The organism is Cupriavidus oxalaticus (assembly GCF_004768545.1).
GTDB lineage: Bacteria > Pseudomonadota > Gammaproteobacteria > Burkholderiales > Burkholderiaceae > Cupriavidus > Cupriavidus oxalaticus_A.
This window is the reverse complement of sequence record NZ_CP038635.1, coordinates 3,628,112-3,649,036: the sequence shown is the minus strand read 5'-3', so window position 1 is coordinate 3,649,036 and position 20,925 is coordinate 3,628,112. Positions and strand designations below refer to the sequence as shown.

The window sequence follows — 20,925 nt, the reverse complement described above, 5'->3', positions numbered from 1 at the left end:
GTTGTATTTTCACCGCGCTTTTATTGCCCAGTTACGCCGTTTCTGTAGGGGGTTACAGGGCTTTACAGGTAGTTACAGCAAGCGTGGGGCTCCTTCTCTACACTTGCGACACATCATGGCAATTCAAAGGACAAGACATATGACTCGCCATCCCGTTCGCAATCTGACCATTGCCCTCGCCCTGGCGGCCAGCGCGCTGCCGGCCTTCGCGGGCGACATGAACAACGCCCTGGGCGGCGCGCTCGGCGGCGTCGCCGGTGCCGCAGTGGGCGGCGCGCTCGGCGGCAGCACCGGCGCAGTGATCGGTGGTGCGGTGGGTGGCGGCGCAGGCGGCGCCGTGACGTCCAACCGCCGCGAGCGCACCGGCGCCATCATCGGCGGCGCGCTGGGCGGTGGCGCGGGTACCGCGGCGGGCAACGCCATGGGCGGCCGTACCGGCGGCCTGATTGGCGCCGGCCTGGGGGGCGGTGCCGGTGCGGCGCTGGGCGGCAATATCTCGCGCAGCAATTCGTATGCAGACGACCGTCGTTATTACAACAACGGCCACTACAAGCACAAGAAGCACAAGCATCGCCATCACCACGATCACGACTGATCTGCCGGGGTGAAGCAAAAACGGGCCGCAAGGGCCCGTTTCTTATTTGTGCCGTCTGGCATAATCGATTTCAGTGCGGCGCCCGACCTGCCGCGCACCGAAACAAAGAAGCCCGCAGCCGGACATGCCGGTTGCGGGCTTCTTCTCCAATAAAGCGGGAGAGGGCGTTTGACTCTCTCCCAAAGCCGGTTGGAGACCAGGCAGAAACAGAAGGGGCCGCTCTGGGGAGGAGCGGCCCCGGATCGCGCGTGCAGGAGCCTTGTTGCGGTAGCGGACCCCGGAGGGACGGGCCCCTTACAGCGGCGCGCGATCGGTACCGGTTTCGTACTTTGCGCCGTCGGCAAAGGCGTCGAACTTGCCGGCGCGGGCGCCATTGGTGTAGGTGTCGAACTTGCCAGCCTTGGCACCGTCAGCGAACACGTCGTACTTGCCGGCCTTGGCGCCGTCCGTGTAGACGTCGTACTTGGCCGCCTTGGCACCGTCGGTGAACACATCGAACTTGCCTGCCTTGGCAAAGGCCGGCGAAGCGGACAGGGCAGCGGCGATGGTGGCGACAGCGATCAGGGCGGAGCGGTTTTTCATGATTCAGGCCTTCTTTATAGCTTGGATGCCTCCGCCAGCACTTTGGCGAAACAGGATTGTTGCATTGCGGCATCCGATGGGTAGATATTAGGCATTTCCCTCATATCAATAAATATCAGGATCCACAATGATTAGTTCTGATTCCAACAATAAAGCAGCCTGAACGCGTAAGGATTCAGCGCAGAAACGGGAGACTATGTCATGGATCGCCTGCAATCGATGCGTGTGTTTTCCAAGGTGGTGGAACTGGGAAGCTTCGCGCGTGCAGCGCAACAGCTGGAAATGTCCAACGCCGTGGTCACCCGCTACGTCGCCGACCTGGAAAGCCACCTGGGCACCCGGCTGCTGAACCGGACCACTCGCAGCCTGTCGCTGACCGACGCCGGCGAAACCTACCTGCAGCGCTGCCAGCAGATCCTCGAGGATGTGGAAGAGGCCGAAAGCGTGGTCGCCGCGCGCAGCCAGTCGCTGTCGGGCACGCTGCGGCTGGTGACGCCGGTGATGTTCGGCCTGCACCTGCTGCCCGAACTGCTATCGCGCTTCCAGCAGCTCTATCCGGATGTGGTGTTCGACGTGCTGCTGTCTGACCGCAACGTCGACATCGTCGAGGAAGGCCGCGACGTGGCCGTAATGCTGTCAGACCTGGGACTGGGCTCGCATCTTGTGGCACGCCCGCTGCTGTCGGCCGAAGTGATCCTGTGTGCATCGCCCGGCTACGTGGCCGCGCACGCGCCGCTGCGCCATGCGCACGAGCTGAGCCACCATCGCTGCATCGCGATGCGGCTGCCCAACGCCGAACACGAATGGACGCTGCTCGGGCCCGAGGGCGAGGTGACCGTGCCGATCCGCCCTGGCCTGCTGTGCAGCAATGCCGAGCTGGCGCACCAGGCTGCGCTGGCCAATATGGGCGTGGCCATGCTGTCTTCCTACCTGGCCCGGCCGAATATCGAATCTGGCAAGCTGGTCCATGTGTTGCCGCAGTATCAGTTGCCACGGCGGGACGTCAGCGTGGTCTACCCGAGCCGGAAGTTCCTGCCGACCAAGGTCCGTGCGTTTATCGATTTCCTGCTGGAGGAAGGGCAGGTGAAGGGCAAGGCGGAGGACGCCGAGCCGCGGCACCCGGCGCATAGCGTCAGCACGTAAGTCCTGGAAGTCCTGGAAGTCCTGGGAAGGGCCGGCGGCTGATTCCGGATTGCAAAAGGGGCCCTTGCGGGCTAATGCCGTTCAGTTAAGGTCCTTTCTGAGGAACCGGACGGTGTAGCGCTTAGGCAGGGCTTTGACTTCACGGGGGCACTTACGCCCCCGTCGCTTTTGGACGATCGCCAACTGAAGTTTGGCGCGCATGCGCTGCAGGTGGGCCGGCAGCTTGCCTGGGGCCATGCCGGCTGCCCAGATCAACTCGCCCTGTATCAGGCGCAAGGCCAGCACAAAGCTCAAGTCGGTGGGCTCGGCGCGGGCCTCGAGCGCAGCCTTGGCCATCTCCAGACGCACCAGGTTGTACGCAATCAGTGCCCCCCAGATTTCCTGATGCACGCCCTCAGGCTGGCGGCTGCGCAAGGTCAGTTCGGCCCCGAGCATCGTCTGCTTCAGTTCCCGATAGCTGGTTTCGATTTCCCAACGGCGCTTGTAGCACCCAATGATGTCGGCTGCCTTGAAGCGCCGACGGTCTGTCAACGAGGTCAACAGGACGCGGTCTGAGTCCTCGTCCCGGATCGCGCGAGCTGTCCAAGTCTCTGGCAAGGCAGGATTCTTGCGGCGAGCCTGAGGCGAGACCTTCATCTGGACGATGCCATCGCCCTCGTTGCCTGAGAGCAACTCCCACTGCAGATTCTTCTTAGCGGGGATCAGGAAGTGGCGCTCGCTGCCGCCCATGCGCAAGCCCCACAGGATCTCTGCGGCCAGAAAGCCCTTGTCAAAGATCGTTAACGAATGATCCGGGATCCGCTCAATGAGCTCCTTGGCATAGAGCATCTCGTTGCGCCCATAGCAGCCAAAGGCGATATCGGCAACAAGATGGGTGGGAACAGCCGTGAGCGAGACCCCGCGGACTTGTGGATAGCTGGCGACCTTGCCGCTGGCGTAGCTCTGCGCGCCAAAGTGGAGGCGATTCTCAGGGCTATCGGCAGTGCGGAAGGTGGTCCCATCCATGGCGTAAAGCGCCAAGCCCTTCCATTTGTAGTGCGCAGCATCCTGAGCCACCCACGCCCGTGCGGTCTGCTCGAACAGCCACAACAGAGGCTTGTCTCCAAGCCGCTCGCGGGCTTGGGCGATCCCGCTCTTGCTGACACAGGCGTTGGCATCGTTGGGCAGTGCCAGGTCCAGCGTCTCCAGCACATCGGGAATCGATTGGTGCCGATAGAGCGCCAGCGCGATGACCAGCCAGACCACCTGCTCTGCTGGCAGTCGGCGCCGGCGAACGGACGCTGTCCCCGAGGCTGCCAGCGCTTGCTCAATCCAAGCCATCGGCAGGTGCTCGCTGAGCCGGGCAAAACTGGCCGGCTCACTAAGCTCAAGGGTGGCGTGGACTTGTTCCGATAGCATCGGAACGGCAAGTTAACAGCTCGACACCTTGTTTACAACCCCTGCAAAGAAAAATGCCGTTCAGACTTAACTGAACGGCATTAGCCCTTGCGGGCCCCTTTGCCGTTACGGTGTCACTCGCCCGCTTCGACAGCGGTCTTGCGCGCCGCGCTCTTGGCGGGCACCTTCTTGGCCGCGGTCTTGGTGGCGGCGGTCTTCTTCGCTGCCGTCTTCGCCGCTGTCTTTGTGGCCGTCTTCGTGGCCGCGGTCTTGGCCGACGCCTTGCCCTCCGGTGCCTCCGCCGGCTCGGCATCGGCCACCTTGGCCGCGCCACGCGATCCCGTCTTTGCCGCAGTCTTGGCGCCCGGCTTGGGCTCGCGCGCCTCGAACTCGAAGCCGATCTTGCCGTCCGGCTGCTTGACCAGGAAGGCCTTGAAGTTGCGGCCGGTGCGCGACGACTTGAAGCCGGTCAGCAGGTCGGTCTTGCCGTCATTGAGCAGCTTGCCGATCTGCTCGCGGCTGATCTCCTGCTGCAGGATGATCTTGCCGGTGGTGAAGTCGCAGCTCTTGGGGCTGGCCACGCTGTTCTCGCAGACGTACTTCATGCCGTGCTCGAACACCGCGCCGCCGCACTTGGGGCAGGTGCCGACCGGCTCCTGGCCGCTGAAGTCGACCGGCTCGCCGTCGCCCTCGTCGTCATTCTGGCCGAAGTCGAACTCCATCTTGAAATTGCCTTCGTCGTCCTTGCCCAGCTTGAGGATGGCGGCGAACGGGCGGCCCATCTTGCTGCGGAAGCCCTGCAGCGGACCGATTTCCTTCTTCAGCAGCAGTTCCTCGACCTCTTCGATCTCGAACTGGCGCCCGCCGGGGATCTTGCTGATCGAGAACTCGCACGCGGTGCAGGCGAAGCGGCGATAGTTCTCCTTGACCTGCCCGCCGCACTGCGGGCAGGGCGTGTCCAGCGTGGCGTAGTCGCCCGGGATGGTGTCGCTGTCGTATTCCTTGGCGCGCTTGACGATCTGCTGCGTCATCTGCGCGATCTCGAGCATGAACTCGTCGCGCTTCAGGCGCCCGCGCTCGATCTGCGAGAGCTTGTGCTCCCACTCGCCGGTCAGTTCGGCCTGCGTCAGTTCCTGCACGCCCAGCCCGCGCAGCAGCGTCATCAGCTGGAACGCCTTGGCGGTGGGGATCAGCTCGCGGCCTTCGCGCACCAGGTACTTCTCGGTCAGCAGGCCTTCGATGATCGCCGCGCGCGTGGCCGGGGTGCCCAGGCCCTTGCCGGCCATGGCCTCGCGCAGCGCGTCGTCGTCCACCAGCTTGCCGGCGCCTTCCATGGCCGACAGCAGCGTGGCTTCGTTGTAGCGCGCGGGCGGCTTGGTGGTCAGGCCGACGCTCTCGACCTTGTCGGTCTTGACTTTCTCGTCCTTGGCCACCGGCACCAGGTTGGCGGCATCCTTGTCGCCTTGCGCCTCGCGGCCATAGATCACCAGCCAGCCGGGGTTGACCAGCACCTTGCCTTCGGTCTTGAAGTGGTGTCCGGCAACTTCGGTGATGCGGGTCGTGACCTGGAACTCGGCGGCCGGGAAGAACACCGCCAGGAAGCGGCGCACCACCAGGTCATACAGCTTCTGTTCCGGCTCCGACAGATTCTTTGGCGCCTGCAGCGTCGGGATGATGGCGAAGTGGTCGCTGATCTTGCTGTTGTCGAAGATCTTCTTGTTCGGGCGTACCCAGCCCTGCGACAGGATCTTCTTCGCGTGCGGCAGGTAGTTGGGCGAGCTGTCGGCCAGCATGTCCATGGTCTGCTTGACCGTGTCCATGTAGTCTTCGGGCAGCGCGCGGGCGTCGGTACGCGGGTAGGTCAGGACCTTGTGCTTCTCATACAGCGCCTGCGCCAGGCCCAGCGTGTTCTTGGCCGAGAAGCCGAAACGCGAGTTGGCCTCGCGCTGCAGCGTGGTCAGGTCGAACAGTGCCGGCGACTGCTGCGTCGACGGCTTGGATTCCTCGGTGACGGTGCCTGGCTTGTCGCGGCAGGCGGCAACGATGCTCTTGGCCTCGGCCTCGCTCCACAGGCGCGACTCGCGCGCCTCGGGATCGAACTCGCTCTTCTTGAACTTGGGGTCGAACCAGCGGCCTTCGTACAGGCCCGCGGCGGCGATGAACTCGGCGCGCACTTCCCAGTAGTCGCGCGGGACGAAGTGCTTGATCTTCTCTTCGCGCTCGACCACGATCGACAGCGTCGGCGTCTGCACGCGGCCCACGGTGGTCAGGAAGAAGCCGCCGCCCTTGCTGTTGAAGGCGGTCATCGCGCGCGTGCCGTTGATGCCGACCAGCCAGTCGGCCTCGGAACGGCAGCGTGCGGCGTCGGCCAGCGGCAGCATGTCCTCGTCCTCGCGCAGGCTGGCGAAGCCGTCGCGGATGGCCTGCGGCGTCATCGACTGCAGCCACAGGCGGCGGATCGGCTGTTTGGCCTTGGCCTGCTGCGCGATCAGGCGGAAGATCAGTTCACCCTCGCGCCCCGCGTCGCAGGCGTTGATCAGGCCGGTCACGTCCTTGCGCTTGATCAGGCGGTTCAGCACCTTCAGGCGCGACTCGGTCTTGGCGATCGGGCGCAGGTCAAAATGCGGCGGGATCACCGGCAGGTTGGCAAAACTCCATTTGCCGCGCTTGACCTCGTATTCGTCCGGGGCGGCGATCTCGACCAGGTGGCCAACTGCCGAAGACAGCACGTAGTCGTCGCTCTCGAAATACTCGTCGTGCTTGGTAAACCCCCCGAGGGCACGGGCGATATCCGCCGCGACCGACGGTTTTTCCGCGATGATGAGGGCTTTTGACATGGGAAAGGGTCCTTGCGAGCCGCTTCCGGCAACCCGCTAATTGCACTGCAAACGTAGTAATCAGAACGCCGGGAGGCTTTGAGGCGCCAATAATAAGCGCGGTTTCAACGACGGTGCAAGCAAGCGCCATCGTTGTCGCCGGCACCGCCTAGGCGGCGCCAGCCTCCCCGGCAAGTAGCCAGTCCAGCACCTGTGGCACATCTTCGGCGCTTGCCGGCATCGCGCCACCGCGCGTCAGCATGCGGTCCAGCACCTCGACATGCGGCAGCAGCGTGCCATAGAACTGCGGCGCGCCGCCCGACGCCGGCTGTACCAGCAGCGTCGGGAAGTTCTCGATGTCGATATCGCCGAGCGCATCGGCATGGGTCTCGATATCGATCCAGACGAAACAGTCCTGCGGATGGCGCCCGGCAAGTGTCTCCAGGGCCTTCAGGTAGTCCCGGCAGGTACCGCACCACTGCGCGCACAGGCAAGCCACCAGACGGCCCTGTGGCCGCGCCGCCAGGCATTCGGCAATCGCGGCGGCGTCACGCTCGGGAAAGTAAACGGTCATGGCATCGGAGTCATGTGGCGTCCGCGACATGCGGACGCCGGCGATTGTATCGGTATCGGGGACCATGCCCCCTTGCTGTGGCAAAACGCCTGGTTCAGCCGAGGCGCCGGAACAGGTTTCCCGGTAGACGTTCGGCCATGCCGGCCAGTTCCAGCTCCAGCAGGCGCGCCGCGACCGTCTCCGGGGGCTGGCCGCTGCGCTCGCACAGCGCGTCCAGCGTAACCGGATCGTAGCCGAGTGCCGGCAACAGGGTATCAGCCGGTTCTGAAAGCCGGGCCTTGCCGGTGACATCGTGGTCCGGAGCCGCAACGACCGGGGCCGGGGGTGGGGCGGGGGCGGGGGCGCCAAGTTCGTCGAGCACGTCCGCTACCGATTCCACCAGCTTCGCCCCCTGGCCGATCAGCAGGTGGCAGCCGCGCGACAGCGGCGCGTGGATCGAACCGGGAATCGCGAAAACCTCGCGCCCGAGGTCCGCCGCCAGCCGCGCCGTGATCAGCGAACCCGAGCGCGCTGCCGCCTCGACCACCAGCACGCCGCGCGCAAGCGCTGCGATGATGCGGTTGCGCCGCGGGAAGTTGGCCGCCAGCCCGCGCATGCCGAGGGGGAACTCGGTGACGATGGCGCCGCGCTGCGCCACCTCGCGGGCCAATGAAAGGTTCTCCGCGGGATAGACGCGGTCGGCCCCGGTGCCGATCACCGCCACCGTGCCGCCGCAGCCGCGCAGGCCGCCCGCATGGGCGGCCGCGTCGATGCCCTGCGCCAGGCCCGAAACCACCGTCAGCCCCGACTCGGACAAGCCCTGCCCGAACGTCAGCGCGTCGCGCGTGCCCTGCGCGGTGGCCGAGCGCGCGCCGACGATGGCCACCGCGGGGCGGGCCAGCATCGCGGGATCGCCCTGGATATATAGCAGCGGCGGCGGATCGGCCAGGTCGAACAGGCGTCGGGGATAGGCGTCGTCGGCGAGCGTAACGAGGTGGTTGCCGGGCGTGTCGAGCCAGCGCAGCGTCCGGCCGGCCAGCGCCGACACCGCGGCGCCGGGGGCAGCCAGCACGGCGCGCGCCAGCCTGGCCGGTACCACCGCCGACAGCGCCGCCACGCTTTGCGCCAGCACCTGCTGCGGCAGCCCGAATGCCGCCATCAGGCGCCGCATCGCCACAGGGCCGACGCCGGGTGCGTTGGCCAGCCGCAGCCACGCGAGCACGTCAGGCGGCTCGCGCGTGCTGTCCTGCCGGATCTCGCCGGCCAGGGGCAATGCCTTCACGCCATCCCCCAAGGCCGGTTCAGCGCGGCGAGGTGGCGCGGTCGCCGACCGCGATCACGTTGGAGGCGTCGGTCACCAGCGCGTACGCCACGCCGGGGAACACGCGGAAGACAAAGGCGAGCCCGTAACGCTCGTCGGGCAGGCGGATGCTGCGGTTCTGGTCGGTCCGGTCGTGTACGGTCTCGCCGGTGCGCGACAGCGCCAGCACTTGCCCGGGCTCGAGCCCGGCCTTGCTGCCGACGTTGAGCACCACCACCTGCTTGGCGCCGCCGAATTCGACGCCGCCATAGACCTTGGCAACGCGGCCGTCGACCTCGACATCGGGTGCGTGCGGCACGTAGCGCACCGCTTCGCGCGCCGGCTGCGGCATCAGCATCGTGCCCACGCCCATCTCTTGCTGGGCCTGCGTGACCTGCAGCGTGGACACCGCGTCGGGGCCCTGCGCGCCGCGCGCCAGCCGGACGTTGCCCTCGTACTCGGCCTCATAGCCCAGCACGGCGTTGGTGACCGGATCGCGCACCGGCGTGACCGGCCGGTAGGCCTGCCAGTCGCTGCCGGCCGGCGCATCGGGCGCAATGCCGCGCGCGTAGGCGCTGTCGTCGCGGCCCAGGTACACGCGCGATTCGGGCACCGCGACGATCCGTGCCGAGGTTGCAAGCGTGCCTTCGTCGACCACCAGCGGCCGGATCAGGAACGGCTCGATATCGCTGGCGGAAATGCTGAGGATGGCGGCGCCGTCCACATCGCCGCCGCGCACGCGAGGTGACAGTTGCACAGTCCCGTTGCCCGCGGGGGTGGTCGACAGCCAAGCGCGGCCGTCGCGCTGGATCAGGTACAGGATCTGGCCGGGGTAAATAAGGTGCGGGTTGCGGATCTGCTGCTGGTTCATCCCCCACAACTCGGGCCAGCGCCACGGCTGGCGCAGGTATCGGCCCGAAATGCCCCACAGCGTATCGCCGTTGCGCACGGTGTACTGCGAGGGCGCATTGGGGGCGAGATCGGCGATCGGGATGCCCTGGCGGGCAGTGCGCTGGGCCTCGGCCTGCTGCGCCGCCGTGACCGTCAGGTCGGCGGCCCTGGCGGGCAGTGTTGCCGCGGCAGTGATGCCGGCGGCACTCAGCAATGTGAGGGTGAACGCGTGCAGCCTGCGGCCCGACGCCGCCTGGTGTTCTTTGGTAAGATCGCGCATTTTCCTGAACCGGCCGGTGGTTCGGCCGGATTGACCCTGGAGAGCGTGCCTGCTTCGGCGCGCCTTGATTTTTTGTACTGGCGCCCCGATTCTGCATGTAAAGTCCCGACGCCGCAACGCGGCCGGGCCGCTCGCTCAAGCGGGCGTTGCGCCCTAGCATCATGGCAAAACTCGACATCCTGACCTACCCCGATCCCCGTCTGCACACCGTCGCGAAACCTGTCGCGGCCGTGGACGACCGTATTCGCCAGCTGGTGAAGGACATGGCCGAGACCATGTACGAAGCGCCGGGCATCGGCCTGGCCGCGACGCAGGTGAACGTCCACGAGCAGGTGGTGGTGATCGACGTTTCCGAAACGCGCGACCAGCTCCAGGTCTTTATCAATCCGGAAGTCGTCTGGGCCAGCGACAAGCGCAAGGTGTGGGAAGAGGGCTGCCTGTCGGTGCCCGAGATCTATGACCGCGTCGAGCGCCCCGACCGTGTGCGCGTGCGCGCGCTCAACGAGAAGGGCGAGACCTTCGAGCTGGACGCCGACGACCTGCTGGCCGTATGTATCCAGCATGAGATCGACCACCTGCGCGGCAAGGTCTTCGTCGAGTACCTGTCGCCGCTGAAGCTGAACCGCATCAAGAGCAAGCTGCAGAAGCGCGAACGCACGCGCATGTAAGTCGCGCGCGGCATCCGCGAGAAGTGCGCGAAGATGTAACAGCACGGCGGAATCCGCCGCCTGCGCTCGACACGCGCGCGGGGTCTGCTATCTTTATGACTTCCGAAGAACAAACGTACCGGCCGCGATAGCGGCCGGTTGCGCTTTCAGCCAGTATTCACCTCGGAACCTGCCATGTCCCAAGCCAAGCCCCTGCGTGTCGCCTTTGCCGGCACGCCCGAGTTCGCGCGCGTCGCGCTTGAAGCCATCCACGCCGCCGGCTTTCCCGTGGTGGCCGTGCTGACGCAGCCGGACCGGCCCGCGGGCCGCGGCATGCAGCTGCAGGCAAGCCCGGTCAAGCAGTACGCGGTGGCCAACGGGCTCGGCCCGGTGTTGCAGCCCCGTTCGCTGCGCCGGCAAGGCAAGTATCCGGAAGAGGCCGCGGCGGCCGTGGACACGCTGGCGGAACTCGCCCCCGACGTGATGGTGGTCGCCGCCTACGGCCTGATCCTGCCGGCCGAGGTGCTGGAGTTGCCGCGCCTGGGCTGCCTCAACATCCACGGCTCGCTGCTGCCGCGCTGGCGCGGCGCGGCGCCGATCCACCGCGCCATCGAGGCCGGCGATGCCGAGACCGGCATCACGCTGATGCAGATGGACGAGGGCCTGGACACCGGCGACATGCTCACGCGCGAGGCCGTGCCGATCGGCGCCGACGACACCACCGGCACGCTGCACGACAAGCTGGCCGCGCTGGGCGCGCACATGACCGTCGCCGCGCTGCAGGAACTGGCCGCTGGCCGCGCGCTGGCGGCGACGAAGCAGCCCGAAGCCGGCGTCACCTACGCCGAGAAGATCGCCAAGGACGAGGCGCCGCTGGACCTGCGCCGCCCGGCCACGGCGCTGGCCAGCCAGGTACGCGCCTTCAACCCGTTCCCCGGCGCCACCGTGCAGGTCGGCGATACCGTCATCAAGTGCTGGCAGGCAATGCCGCTGGCCGCGGCCAGCAGCCTGCCGCACCCGCCCGGGACGGTGCTGGCGGCCGATGCCGGCGGCATCATCATCGCCTGCGGCGACGGCAGCGCCCTGCAGGTGACCGAGCTGCAGAAGCCGGGCGGGCGCCGCCAGCCGGCGCAGCAGTTCCTGCAGGCCATGCCGGTGCCGCCGGGCACGCGCTGCGTGGTCCCCGGCAATGGCGCGGCGCAGGCATAATCAGTCAAGCCGGCGCGGCAAGCACTTCGTGTGCATCATGCGCCATGGTGCGGCGGCTGGTCCCCGCAAGCAGTTGAATTTTCTGGTGTTGGCCCCTATCTAACGGTCATCGCACCGGCATGTTTTGCAACGCCTTGCAGCAGCCGGCGCGGTCCACTACATGGAGATCACCGCAATGTTCAACTGGGTCAAGACCTTCATGCTGATGGCGGCCATCACGGCGCTGTTCATCGTCATCGGCGGCATGATCGGCGGACGCAGCGGCATGATGATGGCGCTGCTGCTCGCGCTCGGCATGAACTTCTTCTCCTACTGGTTCTCGGACAAGATGGTCCTGCGCATGTACAACGCGCAGGAAGTCGACGCCAGTACCGCGCCGCAGTTCTACGGCATGGTGCAGGAGCTGGCGCAGCGCGCCAACCTGCCGATGCCGCGCGTCTACCTGATCAATGAAGACGCGCCGAACGCCTTCGCCACCGGCCGCAACCCGGAACACGCCGCGGTGGCCGCGACCACCGGCATCCTGCGCGTACTGTCCGAGCGCGAGCTGCGCGGCGTGATGGCGCATGAGCTGGCGCACGTGCGCCATCGCGACATCCTGACCTCGACCATTGCCGCGACCATGGCCGGTGCCATTTCCGCGCTGGCCAACATGGCGATGTTCTTCGGCGGCCGCGACGAGAACGGCAACCGCACCAATCCCATCGCCAGCATTGCGGTGGCAATCCTGGCGCCGCTGGCGGCCTCGCTGATCCAGATGGCGATCTCGCGCGCGCGCGAATTTGAAGCCGACCGCGGCGGCGCCGAGATCTGCGGCGACCCGCAGGCGCTGGCCAGCGCGCTCGACAAAATCCACCGCTATGCGCAGGGCATCCCGTTCCAGGCGGCCGAGGAGCACCCGGCCACGGCGCAGATGATGATCATGAACCCGCTCTCGGGCGGCGCCATCGCCAACCTGTTCTCGACCCACCCGGCGACCGAGGAACGCATCTCGCGCCTGATGCAGATGGCGCAGACCGGGACCTATCCCGCCTGATCGGGCGGGAGTTCGCGGGGTCCCTGGGGAGCCCGCCGGGGAGCCAATGTGGCTCAATTCCGGAGCGCGGCTCCCACACAAGGTAAACTGCCCGCTGGTTTAAACATGGACCAGCGGGCATTTTTCTTGCCCTCGCCCGGCTGCCCACCGATTCACGACTTACCTGCCGCCTCACCCGCTGCCTGACCGATATGCGCCTGCCTCCCGATTCGCTTGCCTTCCAGATGCTTGGCGCCGCCGCCGCGGTACGCGCCGTCAGCGAAGGCACCGCCTTGCCGCAGGCGATCGAAGACGCCGCCGCGCAGTTGCGCCTGGACCGCGTGCGCGATGCCGCCACGCGCGGTGCGCTGCAGGACATCGCTTACCGCACCATGCGCCAGTTCGGCACCGCGCGTGCGCTGGTGACGAAGCTGGTCACGCGCCCGCCCGGCGCGCAGGTGGACTCGCTGCTGGCGGTGGCGCTTGCGCTGCTGCTCGAGCAGGCACCGGGCCAGCGGCAGGACAAAGACAGCCAGGACGCGGCACAGGGCGCGACGCCGGGCACCCCGGGCCGCGCCGGCTACAGCACCTTCACGGTGGTCGATCAGGCGGTCAGCGCGGCCGCGTCGGAACCCAAGACTGCGCACGCCCGCGGCCTGGTCAACGCGGTACTGCGCCGTTTCCTGCGCGAGCGCAAGGCGCTGCTGGCCGAGGTCAACCGCGACGAACAGGCGCGCTGGAACCTGCCGCCGTGGTGGCTGCGCATGCTGCGCGAGGCGTACCCGGAGCAGTGGACCGATCTCGCCGCGAGCGTCAACGTGCGCCCGCCGATGACGCTGCGCGTCAACACCGCGCGGGTCAGCGTGAAGCAATACCAGACCGACCTGGCCAATGCCGGTCTCGCCGGCACCGTGGTCGGCCCGCAGGCCGTGCGCCTGGTGCGCGCGGTGCCGGTGACGCAATTGCCGGGCTTCGCCGAAGGCACGGTGTCGGTGCAGGACGCCGGCGCGCAACTGGCCGCGCCGCTGCTCGAGGTGGCCGACGGCATGCGCGTGCTCGATGCCTGCGCCGCGCCCGGCGGCAAGACCGGCCACCTGCTGGAGCTTGCCGACATCGACGTGACTGCGGTGGAAAGCGACCCGCAGCGCGCCACGCGCATCAACGAGAACCTCGCGCGCCTCGGCACGCAGGCCCGCATCGTGGTGGGCGATGCCAGCCGGCCCGCCGACTGGTGGGACGGCCAGCCCTTCGACCGCATCCTGGCCGACGTGCCGTGCTCGGCCTCCGGCATCGTGCGGCGCCATCCCGATATCCGCTGGCTGCGCCGTGAGACCGATATCGCCAAGCTGATCACCGAGCAGCGCCGCATCGTGTCGCAGCTGTGGCCGCTGCTCAAGCCGGGCGGCATCCTGGTCTACGTCACGTGTTCTATTTTCCCAACGGAAGGCGAGGAGCAGGCGCGCTGGTTTGGTGCACAACTGGCAGATGCGATACGATTGCAGGCGCCGGGGCAGCTGCTGCCCGGCACCCGTACGACAACGCACTCGGCCGGCGAACAAGGTGAAAAGGACCCTGGCCACGCCAGCCTGCCATCGGATCACGATGGCTTTTTCTACGCCCGCTTCCAGAAACGCGCCTGATCTGATCCGATGCCGAGCACGCCGCGCCCATCAGACTGCCGCGTTACCGTGGATTTCGCCACGGGAATGACGCAACTGCGGACGCAACTGCGGGCGTGCATGCGTGTGCTGATGCTCGCGCTGGCTCTGCTGCTGTGGCTGCCGCCTGCCGCCCAGGCGCAGGTGATCGAGGCTACCGAGGCCCGCATCGAATACCAGGACGGTGGCTTCGAACTGGCTGCGAGCTTCGAGTTCGACCTGCCGCCCGCGCTGGAAGACGCGCTGCACAAGGGCATATCGCTATATTTCGTGGTCGATTTCGAGCTGACGCGGCCGCGCTGGTACTGGTTCGACGACAAGCCGGTCAACACCAGCCGCAGCGTGCGCTTGTCCTACCAGCCGCTGACGCGGCAATACCGCATTTCCACCGGCGGCCTGCAGCTGCCGTTCTCGCGGCTGAAGAGCGCGCTGCAGTTTGTCCAGCGGGTACGCGGCTGGCGCGTGTTCGAGCGCAACGCGGTCAAGCCCGGCGAGAGCTATCACGCGCAGGTGCGCATGCGGCTGGACCTGTCGCAACTGCCCAAGCCGTTCCAGATCAATGCGGTCAATACGCGCGACTGGAACCTGGCTTCGGACTGGCGGCGCTTTATCTACACCGTGCCGACGGACCTGAACGCGATCCCGACGCCGGTGCCGGTGCCCGCGGTTCCGGCGCCGCCGCCGCTGCCCGCTTCACCTGCCGCACCCATGCCCATGCCCATGCCGGCGCCCGCGTCTGCGCCGGGCGCACCCGCCGCCGCGGCGGAGCCGCGCAACACCGTGTTCGTGCAGGCGGTATCGAGCGCGCTGTCGCCCGCGCTGCTGGCGCAGCCGGCGCTGTCCGCCTCAAGCCAGCCATGAACACTTCGCTGTGGGACAGCCGTTTCCGGCGCGTGCTGTATCGCGTCGTGGCAGGCATCATCGTGTTCCTGGCGCTGGTGCTGGTCGGCCTGCTGGCCGGGGCATCGGCCAATACCGAATTCTTCGATCGCTATTTCACGCTGCTGTTCAAGGTGAACCTGGTGATCGGCGCGCTGCTGGTGCTGATCGTCGGCGCGCTCGCGGTGACGCTGTGGCTGCGCTACCGCCGCGGCAAGTTCGGCACGCGGCTGATGACCAAGCTCGCGGTGTTCTTCGGCGTGGTGGGCGTGCTGCCGGGCGTGCTGATCTACCTGGTGTCGCTGCAGTTCGTTTCGCGCAGCATCGAGTCCTGGTTCGACGTGCGCGTGGAAACCGCGCTCGAAGCCGGCCTCAACCTAGGCCGCTCCACCATCGACAGCGCGCTGGCCGACCTGCAGGGCAAGGCGCGGCTGATGGCCGAGCAGCTCTCCGGTTCGTCGGGCGTGTCCACGTCGCTGCAGCTGAGCCGGCTGCGCGAGCAATACGGCGTGCAGGAGGCGGCAATCTTCACCGGCAGCGGCCGCGTGCTGGCCACCGCATCGAGCAACTACGCCGCGCTGGTGCCCGACCTGCCTTCGGGCGTGCTGGCGGAGCAGGCGCGGCTGGCGGGCGGCTACGCCGCGGTCGAAGGCGGCACCGATCCGACGCAGGACAGCCAGGGCGCCGAGCGCGTCGAAGGCACCCCCCTGTACCGGCTGCGCGTGATCATCCCGCTGGGCGCGGCGCCGACCACCGCGCAGGAGCAGGTGGCCGCGAGCACGCCGCGCGCGACACCGCGCCCGCGCTGGGCCGGGTCGGGCCTGTCGGTGGAGCGCCGTCCCGAGGAAGCGCCGTCGAGCGGCTTCGGCCTGGTCGGCGAGACCGTGCGCGAGGAGCGTTACCTGCAGGTGCTGCACCCCGTGCCGGCCGTGCTCGCGCGCAATGCCGACGAGGTGCAGCGTGCCTACCAGGAGTACCAGGAGAAAGCGCTGGGCCGCACCGGCCTGCGCAAGATGTATATCGGGACGCTGACGCTGACGCTGTTCCTCGCGGTCTTTATCGCGGTGATGCTGGCCCTGCTGCTCGGCGGCCAGCTGGCGCGGCCGCTGCTGATGCTGCTGCAGGGGACCAAGGAAGTGGCCGAGGGCGACCTGTCGCCCAAGCGCGAGCTGAAGAGCCGCGACGAACTCGGCATGCTGACCCAGCAGTTCAACCAGATGACGCGGCAGCTGGCCGAGGCGCGCCTGGCGGTGGAAGAAAACCGCGCGGCGCTGGAGCAGTCAAAGGCCTACCTGGAAAGCGTGCTGCAGAACCTGACCGCGGGCGTGCTGGTATTCGACCGGCGCTTCGTGCTGATCACCGCCAACCCCGGCGCCGAGCGCATCTTCCGCCAGCCGTTCGGCGCCGTGCTGGGACTGCCGGTGGAGCAGATCCCGGGGATGGGCCCGTTCGGCGAGATCGTGCGCCAGGCGTTCTCCGACCAGAACACCAGCGAGGTGCTGGGCGGCGCCGAGCATTGGCAGAAGCAGATCGAGCTGCCGCAGGGCCACGGCGGCGGCATGGACGAACAACCGCTGACGCTGCTGGTGCGCGGCGCGCGGCTGCCCGGCGGCGAGCGCGACGAGCCCGGCTACGTCATCGTCTTCGACGATATTTCCGATGTGATTTCCGCTCAACGCTCGGTGGCCTGGGGCGAAGTGGCCCGTCGCCTCGCGCACGAGATCAAGAACCCGCTGACGCCGATCCAGCTGTCGGCCGAGCGGCTGCAGATGAAGCTCTCGCCCAAGCTGGAAGGCACCGACGTCGACGTGCTCAAGCGCGGCGCGGCCACGATCGTCAGCCAGGTGGCGGCGATGAAGCGCATGGTCGACGATTTCCGCGACTACGCGCGCACGCCGCCCGCGGTGCTGCAATCGCTGCAGCTCAACAGCCTGGTGTCAGAGGTGCTGCATCTGTATGGCATCGACGATCCCGCGCTGCACGAGCATCCGGTGATCCATCCGGCGCTGGGCGCTGCGCTGCCCGAGATCAAGGGCGACCCTACGCAACTGCGGCAGGTCATCCACAACCTGCTGCAGAACGCGCAGGATGCGGCCGCCGAGAACGTGGCGGCGGGTAGGGCGGCGCCCCATATCACTCTGAACACCGAGACTGTAGAATACAAAGATTCTGCCGGCGAAAACCGGCAGGCCGTCAAGCTCACCGTTGCGGACAATGGCCCCGGCTTTGCACCACGGATCCTGAGCCGCGCGTTCGAGCCCTACGTGACCACCAAAGCCAAGGGCACGGGTCTCGGGCTTGCGATGGTAAAGAAGATCATTGACGAACACGGTGCGCGCATCGAGTTGCGCAATCGCCTGGAAGGTGCGGAGGTCGTCGGTGCACAGATCTCGATCCTGTTCGTTAAACTGGCATAGTCAACTTTTGGCGATCCGGTCCCGGAACGCTGCGGTGGGGTTAAGAGGGGAAGTATGGCAACCATCCTCGTAGTCGATGACGAAATGGGAATCCGGGAGCTGCTCTCGGAGATCCTCAGCGACGAAGGCCACGTGGTCGAACTCGCGGAGAACGCGCAGCAGGCGCGCGAATACCGCGCGGGCGGCACACCTGACCTTGTGCTGCTCGATATCTGGATGCCCGATACCGATGGCGTCAGCCTGCTCAAGGAATGGTCCGCGCAGGGCCAGCTGAGCATGCCCGTCATCATGATGTCGGGCCATGCCACCATCGACACCGCGGTCGAGGCCACCAAGATCGGCGCGCTGAATTTCCTGGAAAAACCGATCGCGCTGCAGAAGCTGCTGTCCGCGGTGGAGCAGGGCCTGGCACGCGGCATCGAACGCCCGCGCAGCGCTCCCGCCGCCACCGCCGCGCCGGCAAGCGCTCCTTCGGCCGAATCCGCCAGCGCCACCGCCGCACCGGAAGCCGCAGCCGAGACCGCCGCCAATGGCAGCCCTGCGCGCGTGCCCGAGGCCGAGATGCAGTTCTCGTTCGACATGCCGTTGCGTGAAGCGCGTGACCTGTTCGAGCGCGCCTACTTCGAGTACCACCTGCTGCGCGAACACGGCAGCATGACTCGCGTGGCCGAGAAGACCGGGCTGGAGCGTACCCACCTGTACCGCAAGCTCAAGCAGCTCGGTGTCGAACTGGGCCGCAACAAGCCTGAACCGGCCGAGCAGTGAGCCAGTGATGCAGATGTCGCTTGACGGCGCCAAAGACAACGGTTATAGTCTCACTTCTTTGGCCCGGTAGCTCAGTCGGTAGAGCAGAGGATTGAAAATCCTTGTGTCGGCGGTTCGATTCCGTCCCAGGCCACCAGAATAAAAAAGCCCGGCTCTTGCAGCCGGGCTTTTTTGCTTTTGGAAAGCGGTGTCGGTCATGGTCCGGCCCGCTGGCATCAAGGCCAATGTCTTTGCCTGCCACGCAACACCCAATCCAGAAGTAAATATCTTCTACTTGGCACCCGTTATAGGTATCTCTAGGATTGCCTGATGCCCTGCCACCTGGCAGCGCGTCGCGCGCCGGCAAAACCGCTCTCGGCTACAGAACAATGCGGTACCCGGCGCAGGGAAGTCCTTTCTACCGGGGGTCAGATGGATACGTTGATCGGGACGGGCGGCGAGCGCGGCCTGTGGAAGAGCACCATGGCCGCGGCGAGCCAGGCACTGGGCGCGGCCGGCAAGGTCCAGCAGGCCGTGACGCAGACGCTGAAACTGCAGCGCAAGATCCGCGAGTTGCGCGACGCCTTGCACCAGGCCGAGGCGGAACGCGACGTCTATCGCGAACTCCATGCCCGCACCGTCGACGAACTGCACCAGGCGGTGGACCGCAGTCCGGCCGAGATGCGGCGGCTGCGAGCCGTGGCCGAGGCCATGCAGGTGCGCCATCGCGCCTACAAGCTGCTGGTGCAGCACTACATGCGACTGGGTACGCCGATCGATCCGGCGGTCTTCGCCGAGCAGCGCAGCCGCGTGCAGCAGCACATCCTGTTCCAGCGCCGCAAGGGCATCCAGGTGTCGGAGATCGGCGTCGACGATATCGCGTTCCTGCTGCGCTGAGGCGAACCGGGGTGCAAACTCAGGTGCGAACTCAGGTCGAGCGCTCCGATATATCCGCTTCGCCCGCATGCAGCCCGTCGTCGCTGACGACGCGGTTGCGCCCGTGCGTCTTGGCATCGTAGAGGCGCCGGTCGGCGATCGCCAGCAGCGCGTCCAGCGCGAGCGGGGCGTCGGCCGGCGATTCGGCCACGCCGATCGAGACCGTGAAGCGGATTACGCGCTCGGGGCCCGAGGTTCCCGCGTCTGCGGCATGGAGCGCGGGATCGGACTCGGGCTCGGCTTCCGGCTCGGCCGCCACCGCACAGCCGGCGATCGCCTCGCGCAGGCGCTCCGCGATCCGCACCGCATCGGCCAGGCCGGTCTGCGGCAACATCACGGCGAACTCTTCGCCGCCAAGGCGCGCGGGCAGGTCGAACCCGCGCAGCGTGCCGTGCAGGGCCTGCGCCAGCGCTCCCAGCACACGGTCGCCGCTGGCGTGCCCCCAGCGGTCGTTGACCTTCTTGAAGAAATCGATATCGATCAGCAGCACCGACAGCGCGGTACCGCCGCGTTGCTGGCGCCTGGCCTCACGCCCGAAGCTGGCGCGGAAATGCCTGCGGTTGGCCAGGCCGGTGAGCGGGTCCTGCTGCGCCAGTTCCTGCAGCTTCTCGCCCAGCGCAAGGTAGTGATCGAACAGCTGCGTGACCACGCGCATCGTGACCCACAGCAGCAGCGGCAACAGCAGCCAGACGATCAGCAGGGGTCCGCTCAATCGGCTGAACATCGCCGGTGCCAGCGAAGACAGCGGCAGCACGTCGACCACCAGCCACGGGCTTTGCCCCGCGCGCTGGAAGAACAGCAGGTCGCCGTTGTGGCCGAGCATGCCGGAGCCCCGCGCGAACAACTCCGCCACGCCATGCCCGGACCAGTCTCCGGCTATGGCCTCGGGCCACTTCCGCAGGCCGGTGAACCCGCTGCCGGATGACGACACCACGTCGCCGTGCACATTGACCATGTAGTGCACCGTGCCCGGCTCGCTGGCGGCACCCAGCAGCTCGTGCAGGCGCTGCTGCGCGACGTCGACGGCGATCACGCCGCGGAACTGGCTGCCGGCATAGACCGGGATGCTGATCGTCGTCAGCACGCGCGAACCCTCGAATTCGGTATAGAGCGGCGCCCAATGGATTGACCGGGTCGGGTTCCGCGCCGGCATGTGGCCGCGATAGTAGTCCATGCTGTCGAATCGCTGCATCAGCCGGACGGCCTTGGCAGGATCCTGCGGCGGATAGATAGCGAAGAAGCCATTGGACGAGATGAACAGCGCATTGCCCTGGATCAGGTCGCCGCGCAGCCCCAGCCCGAGCAGCTGGCTCAGCGTGCGGCCGACCATCAGGTCGGCCTTCAGGTCGGCATCGCGGCGGGCAAAGCCTTGCAGGCCGGCAAGGCTGCGGGGACCGACGCCGATCAGTGGCGCATCGCCACGCTGCAGGGGCAATTGCCAGGCATCGTCATTGCGGGCGGCATAGGCGCGCTCGATATCGGCATCGGCCGTGCCGACATTGGCGTACAGGGCGAACAGATACTCGGAGAAGTCGCGCAGGAAAAACAGGCGGCGGCGTTCGGCGGACAGGATTGCGTCGACGCCCAGCGCGCGCAGCACCAGCGCATGCTGGCGCTCGCCGATGACGCGCTCGCGCACCAGGTACAGCTCGCGCGCGGCGACCACCAGCGTGACCAGGAACACCGCGCCGAAGCAAGCCAGCACGACCCGTTGCGGGCGCATGACGGCAAGGCGGGGCAGCCAGCGCGGCTGCGGCAGCAAACGTCGCCACATGGGGCGGGCTCCTGTCGGTGCGGTCAGGGGTCGGGCCTGGCCTGCCGGCGGGCAGGCGCGCGATATCGATGTGCTGGCCGTGCAGACTGGCTTAGTGTAGACGAGAGCC

General features: G+C 67.2%; 17 protein-coding genes and 1 tRNA gene. 11 read left to right on the top strand and 7 right to left on the bottom strand.

The features are described 5' to 3' along the window. Window positions 1-139 precede the first annotated feature (139 nt). The gene (locus E0W60_RS27710; RefSeq protein WP_133096601.1) at window positions 140-595 is read left to right on the top strand and encodes a hypothetical protein; all 456 of its coding nucleotides are present in this window, start codon (window positions 140-142) and stop codon (window positions 593-595) included. 294 nt (window positions 596-889) lie between these two features. Here E0W60_RS27710 and E0W60_RS27705 read toward each other — a convergent pair whose 3' ends face one another. Then, a complete protein-coding gene (locus tag E0W60_RS27705; RefSeq protein WP_431189894.1) occupies window positions 890-1,177 on the bottom strand; it encodes a hypothetical protein in 288 nt (95 codons plus the stop codon). 201 nt (window positions 1,178-1,378) lie between these two features. Here E0W60_RS27705 and E0W60_RS27700 point away from each other — a divergent pair, with 201 nt between their 5' ends. Further along, a complete protein-coding gene (locus E0W60_RS27700) occupies window positions 1,379-2,320 on the top strand; it encodes a LysR family transcriptional regulator (protein ID WP_133096599.1) in 942 nt (313 codons plus the stop codon). 81 nt (window positions 2,321-2,401) lie between these two features. Here E0W60_RS27700 and E0W60_RS27695 read toward each other — a convergent pair whose 3' ends face one another. From E0W60_RS27695 to E0W60_RS27675, 5 genes are all read right to left on the bottom strand, one after another. After that, a complete protein-coding gene (locus E0W60_RS27695; RefSeq protein ID WP_135704128.1) occupies window positions 2,402-3,718 on the bottom strand; it encodes an IS4 family transposase in 1,317 nt (438 codons plus the stop codon). A gap of 113 nt (window positions 3,719-3,831) precedes the next feature. Then, window positions 3,832-6,534, bottom strand: coding sequence for a DNA topoisomerase III (locus E0W60_RS27690; protein ID WP_133096598.1), 2,703 nt, complete (start codon window positions 6,532-6,534; stop codon window positions 3,832-3,834). A 148-nt stretch (window positions 6,535-6,682) separates the two neighbouring features. After that, window positions 6,683-7,087, bottom strand: a complete 405-nt coding sequence (locus tag E0W60_RS27685; RefSeq protein WP_133096597.1) for a thioredoxin family protein — start codon at window positions 7,085-7,087, stop codon at window positions 6,683-6,685. 94 nt (window positions 7,088-7,181) lie between these two features. After that, window positions 7,182-8,348, bottom strand: a complete 1,167-nt coding sequence (dprA, locus tag E0W60_RS27680; protein WP_240745913.1) for a DNA-processing protein DprA — start codon at window positions 8,346-8,348, stop codon at window positions 7,182-7,184. Window positions 8,349-8,367: 19 nt separating this feature from the next. After that, window positions 8,368-9,537, bottom strand: coding sequence for a LysM peptidoglycan-binding domain-containing protein (locus E0W60_RS27675; protein ID WP_135706168.1), 1,170 nt, complete (start codon window positions 9,535-9,537; stop codon window positions 8,368-8,370). Between the two features lie 161 nt (window positions 9,538-9,698). Here E0W60_RS27675 and def point away from each other — a divergent pair, with 161 nt between their 5' ends. The 9 genes from def (at window position 9,699) to E0W60_RS27630 (ending at window position 19,003) form a co-directional block, all read left to right on the top strand. Continuing rightward, window positions 9,699-10,205 (top strand): peptide deformylase, encoded by a 507-nt coding sequence (gene def, locus E0W60_RS27670; RefSeq protein ID WP_133096595.1) that lies wholly within the window; start codon window positions 9,699-9,701, stop codon window positions 10,203-10,205. A gap of 174 nt (window positions 10,206-10,379) precedes the next feature. Continuing rightward, on the top strand, window positions 10,380-11,393 hold the full coding sequence (gene fmt, locus E0W60_RS27665) for a methionyl-tRNA formyltransferase (RefSeq protein ID WP_135706167.1): 1,014 nt from the start codon (window positions 10,380-10,382) through the stop codon (window positions 11,391-11,393). Between the two features lie 175 nt (window positions 11,394-11,568). Then, a complete protein-coding gene (gene htpX, locus E0W60_RS27660) occupies window positions 11,569-12,429 on the top strand; it encodes a zinc metalloprotease HtpX (RefSeq protein WP_133096694.1) in 861 nt (286 codons plus the stop codon). 191 nt (window positions 12,430-12,620) lie between these two features. Beyond that, on the top strand, window positions 12,621-14,048 hold the full coding sequence (gene rsmB, locus E0W60_RS27655) for a 16S rRNA (cytosine(967)-C(5))-methyltransferase RsmB (protein WP_133096593.1): 1,428 nt from the start codon (window positions 12,621-12,623) through the stop codon (window positions 14,046-14,048). A gap of 66 nt (window positions 14,049-14,114) precedes the next feature. Then, window positions 14,115-14,927 carry a DUF4390 domain-containing protein gene (locus E0W60_RS27650; RefSeq protein ID WP_431189893.1) on the top strand — a complete coding sequence of 271 codons (813 nt, stop codon included), beginning with the start codon at window positions 14,115-14,117 and terminating at the stop codon, window positions 14,925-14,927. Then, window positions 14,924-17,362 (top strand): sensor histidine kinase, encoded by a 2,439-nt coding sequence (locus E0W60_RS27645; protein ID WP_135706165.1) that lies wholly within the window; start codon window positions 14,924-14,926, stop codon window positions 17,360-17,362. Before E0W60_RS27650 ends, E0W60_RS27645 begins: the two co-directional genes overlap by 4 nt. A gap of 54 nt (window positions 17,363-17,416) precedes the next feature. Then, window positions 17,417-18,127, top strand: coding sequence for a response regulator (locus tag E0W60_RS27640; RefSeq protein ID WP_135706164.1), 711 nt, complete (start codon window positions 17,417-17,419; stop codon window positions 18,125-18,127). A 60-nt stretch (window positions 18,128-18,187) separates the two neighbouring features. Continuing rightward, window positions 18,188-18,263: transfer RNA gene (locus E0W60_RS27635), tRNA-Phe, on the top strand. Between the two features lie 275 nt (window positions 18,264-18,538). After that, window positions 18,539-19,003: a hypothetical protein gene (locus tag E0W60_RS27630; protein WP_135706163.1), complete on the top strand. Its 465-nt coding sequence runs from the start codon at window positions 18,539-18,541 to the stop codon at window positions 19,001-19,003. Window positions 19,004-19,034: 31 nt separating this feature from the next. Here the strand turns inward: E0W60_RS27630 and E0W60_RS27625 are convergent, their stop codons facing one another. Further along, window positions 19,035-20,816 (bottom strand): diguanylate cyclase, encoded by a 1,782-nt coding sequence (locus E0W60_RS27625; RefSeq protein WP_135706162.1) that lies wholly within the window; start codon window positions 20,814-20,816, stop codon window positions 19,035-19,037. Window positions 20,817-20,925: the final 109 nt, after the last annotated feature.

Coding starts and splice junctions, on each gene's coding strand:
- def (WP_133096595.1), top strand. CDS start 9,699: ATGGCAAAACTCGACATCCTGACCTACCCCGATCCCCGTCTGCACACC.
- E0W60_RS27640 (WP_135706164.1), top strand. CDS start 17,417: ATGGCAACCATCCTCGTAGTCGATGACGAAATGGGAATCCGGGAGCTG.
- fmt (WP_135706167.1), top strand. CDS start 10,380: ATGTCCCAAGCCAAGCCCCTGCGTGTCGCCTTTGCCGGCACGCCCGAG.
- E0W60_RS27685 (WP_133096597.1), bottom strand. CDS start 7,087: ATGACCGTTTACTTTCCCGAGCGTGACGCCGCCGCGATTGCCGAATGC.
- E0W60_RS27690 (WP_133096598.1), bottom strand. CDS start 6,534: ATGTCAAAAGCCCTCATCATCGCGGAAAAACCGTCGGTCGCGGCGGAT.
- E0W60_RS27630 (WP_135706163.1), top strand. CDS start 18,539: ATGGATACGTTGATCGGGACGGGCGGCGAGCGCGGCCTGTGGAAGAGC.
- E0W60_RS27695 (WP_135704128.1), bottom strand. CDS start 3,718: ATGCTATCGGAACAAGTCCACGCCACCCTTGAGCTTAGTGAGCCGGCC.
- htpX (WP_133096694.1), top strand. CDS start 11,569: ATGTTCAACTGGGTCAAGACCTTCATGCTGATGGCGGCCATCACGGCG.
- E0W60_RS27650 (WP_431189893.1), top strand. CDS start 14,115: ATGACGCAACTGCGGACGCAACTGCGGGCGTGCATGCGTGTGCTGATG.
- E0W60_RS27645 (WP_135706165.1), top strand. CDS start 14,924: ATGAACACTTCGCTGTGGGACAGCCGTTTCCGGCGCGTGCTGTATCGC.
- E0W60_RS27700 (WP_133096599.1), top strand. CDS start 1,379: ATGGATCGCCTGCAATCGATGCGTGTGTTTTCCAAGGTGGTGGAACTG.
- E0W60_RS27625 (WP_135706162.1), bottom strand. CDS start 20,816: ATGTGGCGACGTTTGCTGCCGCAGCCGCGCTGGCTGCCCCGCCTTGCC.
- E0W60_RS27710 (WP_133096601.1), top strand. CDS start 140: ATGACTCGCCATCCCGTTCGCAATCTGACCATTGCCCTCGCCCTGGCG.
- E0W60_RS27675 (WP_135706168.1), bottom strand. CDS start 9,537: ATGCGCGATCTTACCAAAGAACACCAGGCGGCGTCGGGCCGCAGGCTG.
- E0W60_RS27705 (WP_431189894.1), bottom strand. CDS start 1,177: ATGAAAAACCGCTCCGCCCTGATCGCTGTCGCCACCATCGCCGCTGCC.
- rsmB (WP_133096593.1), top strand. CDS start 12,621: ATGCGCCTGCCTCCCGATTCGCTTGCCTTCCAGATGCTTGGCGCCGCC.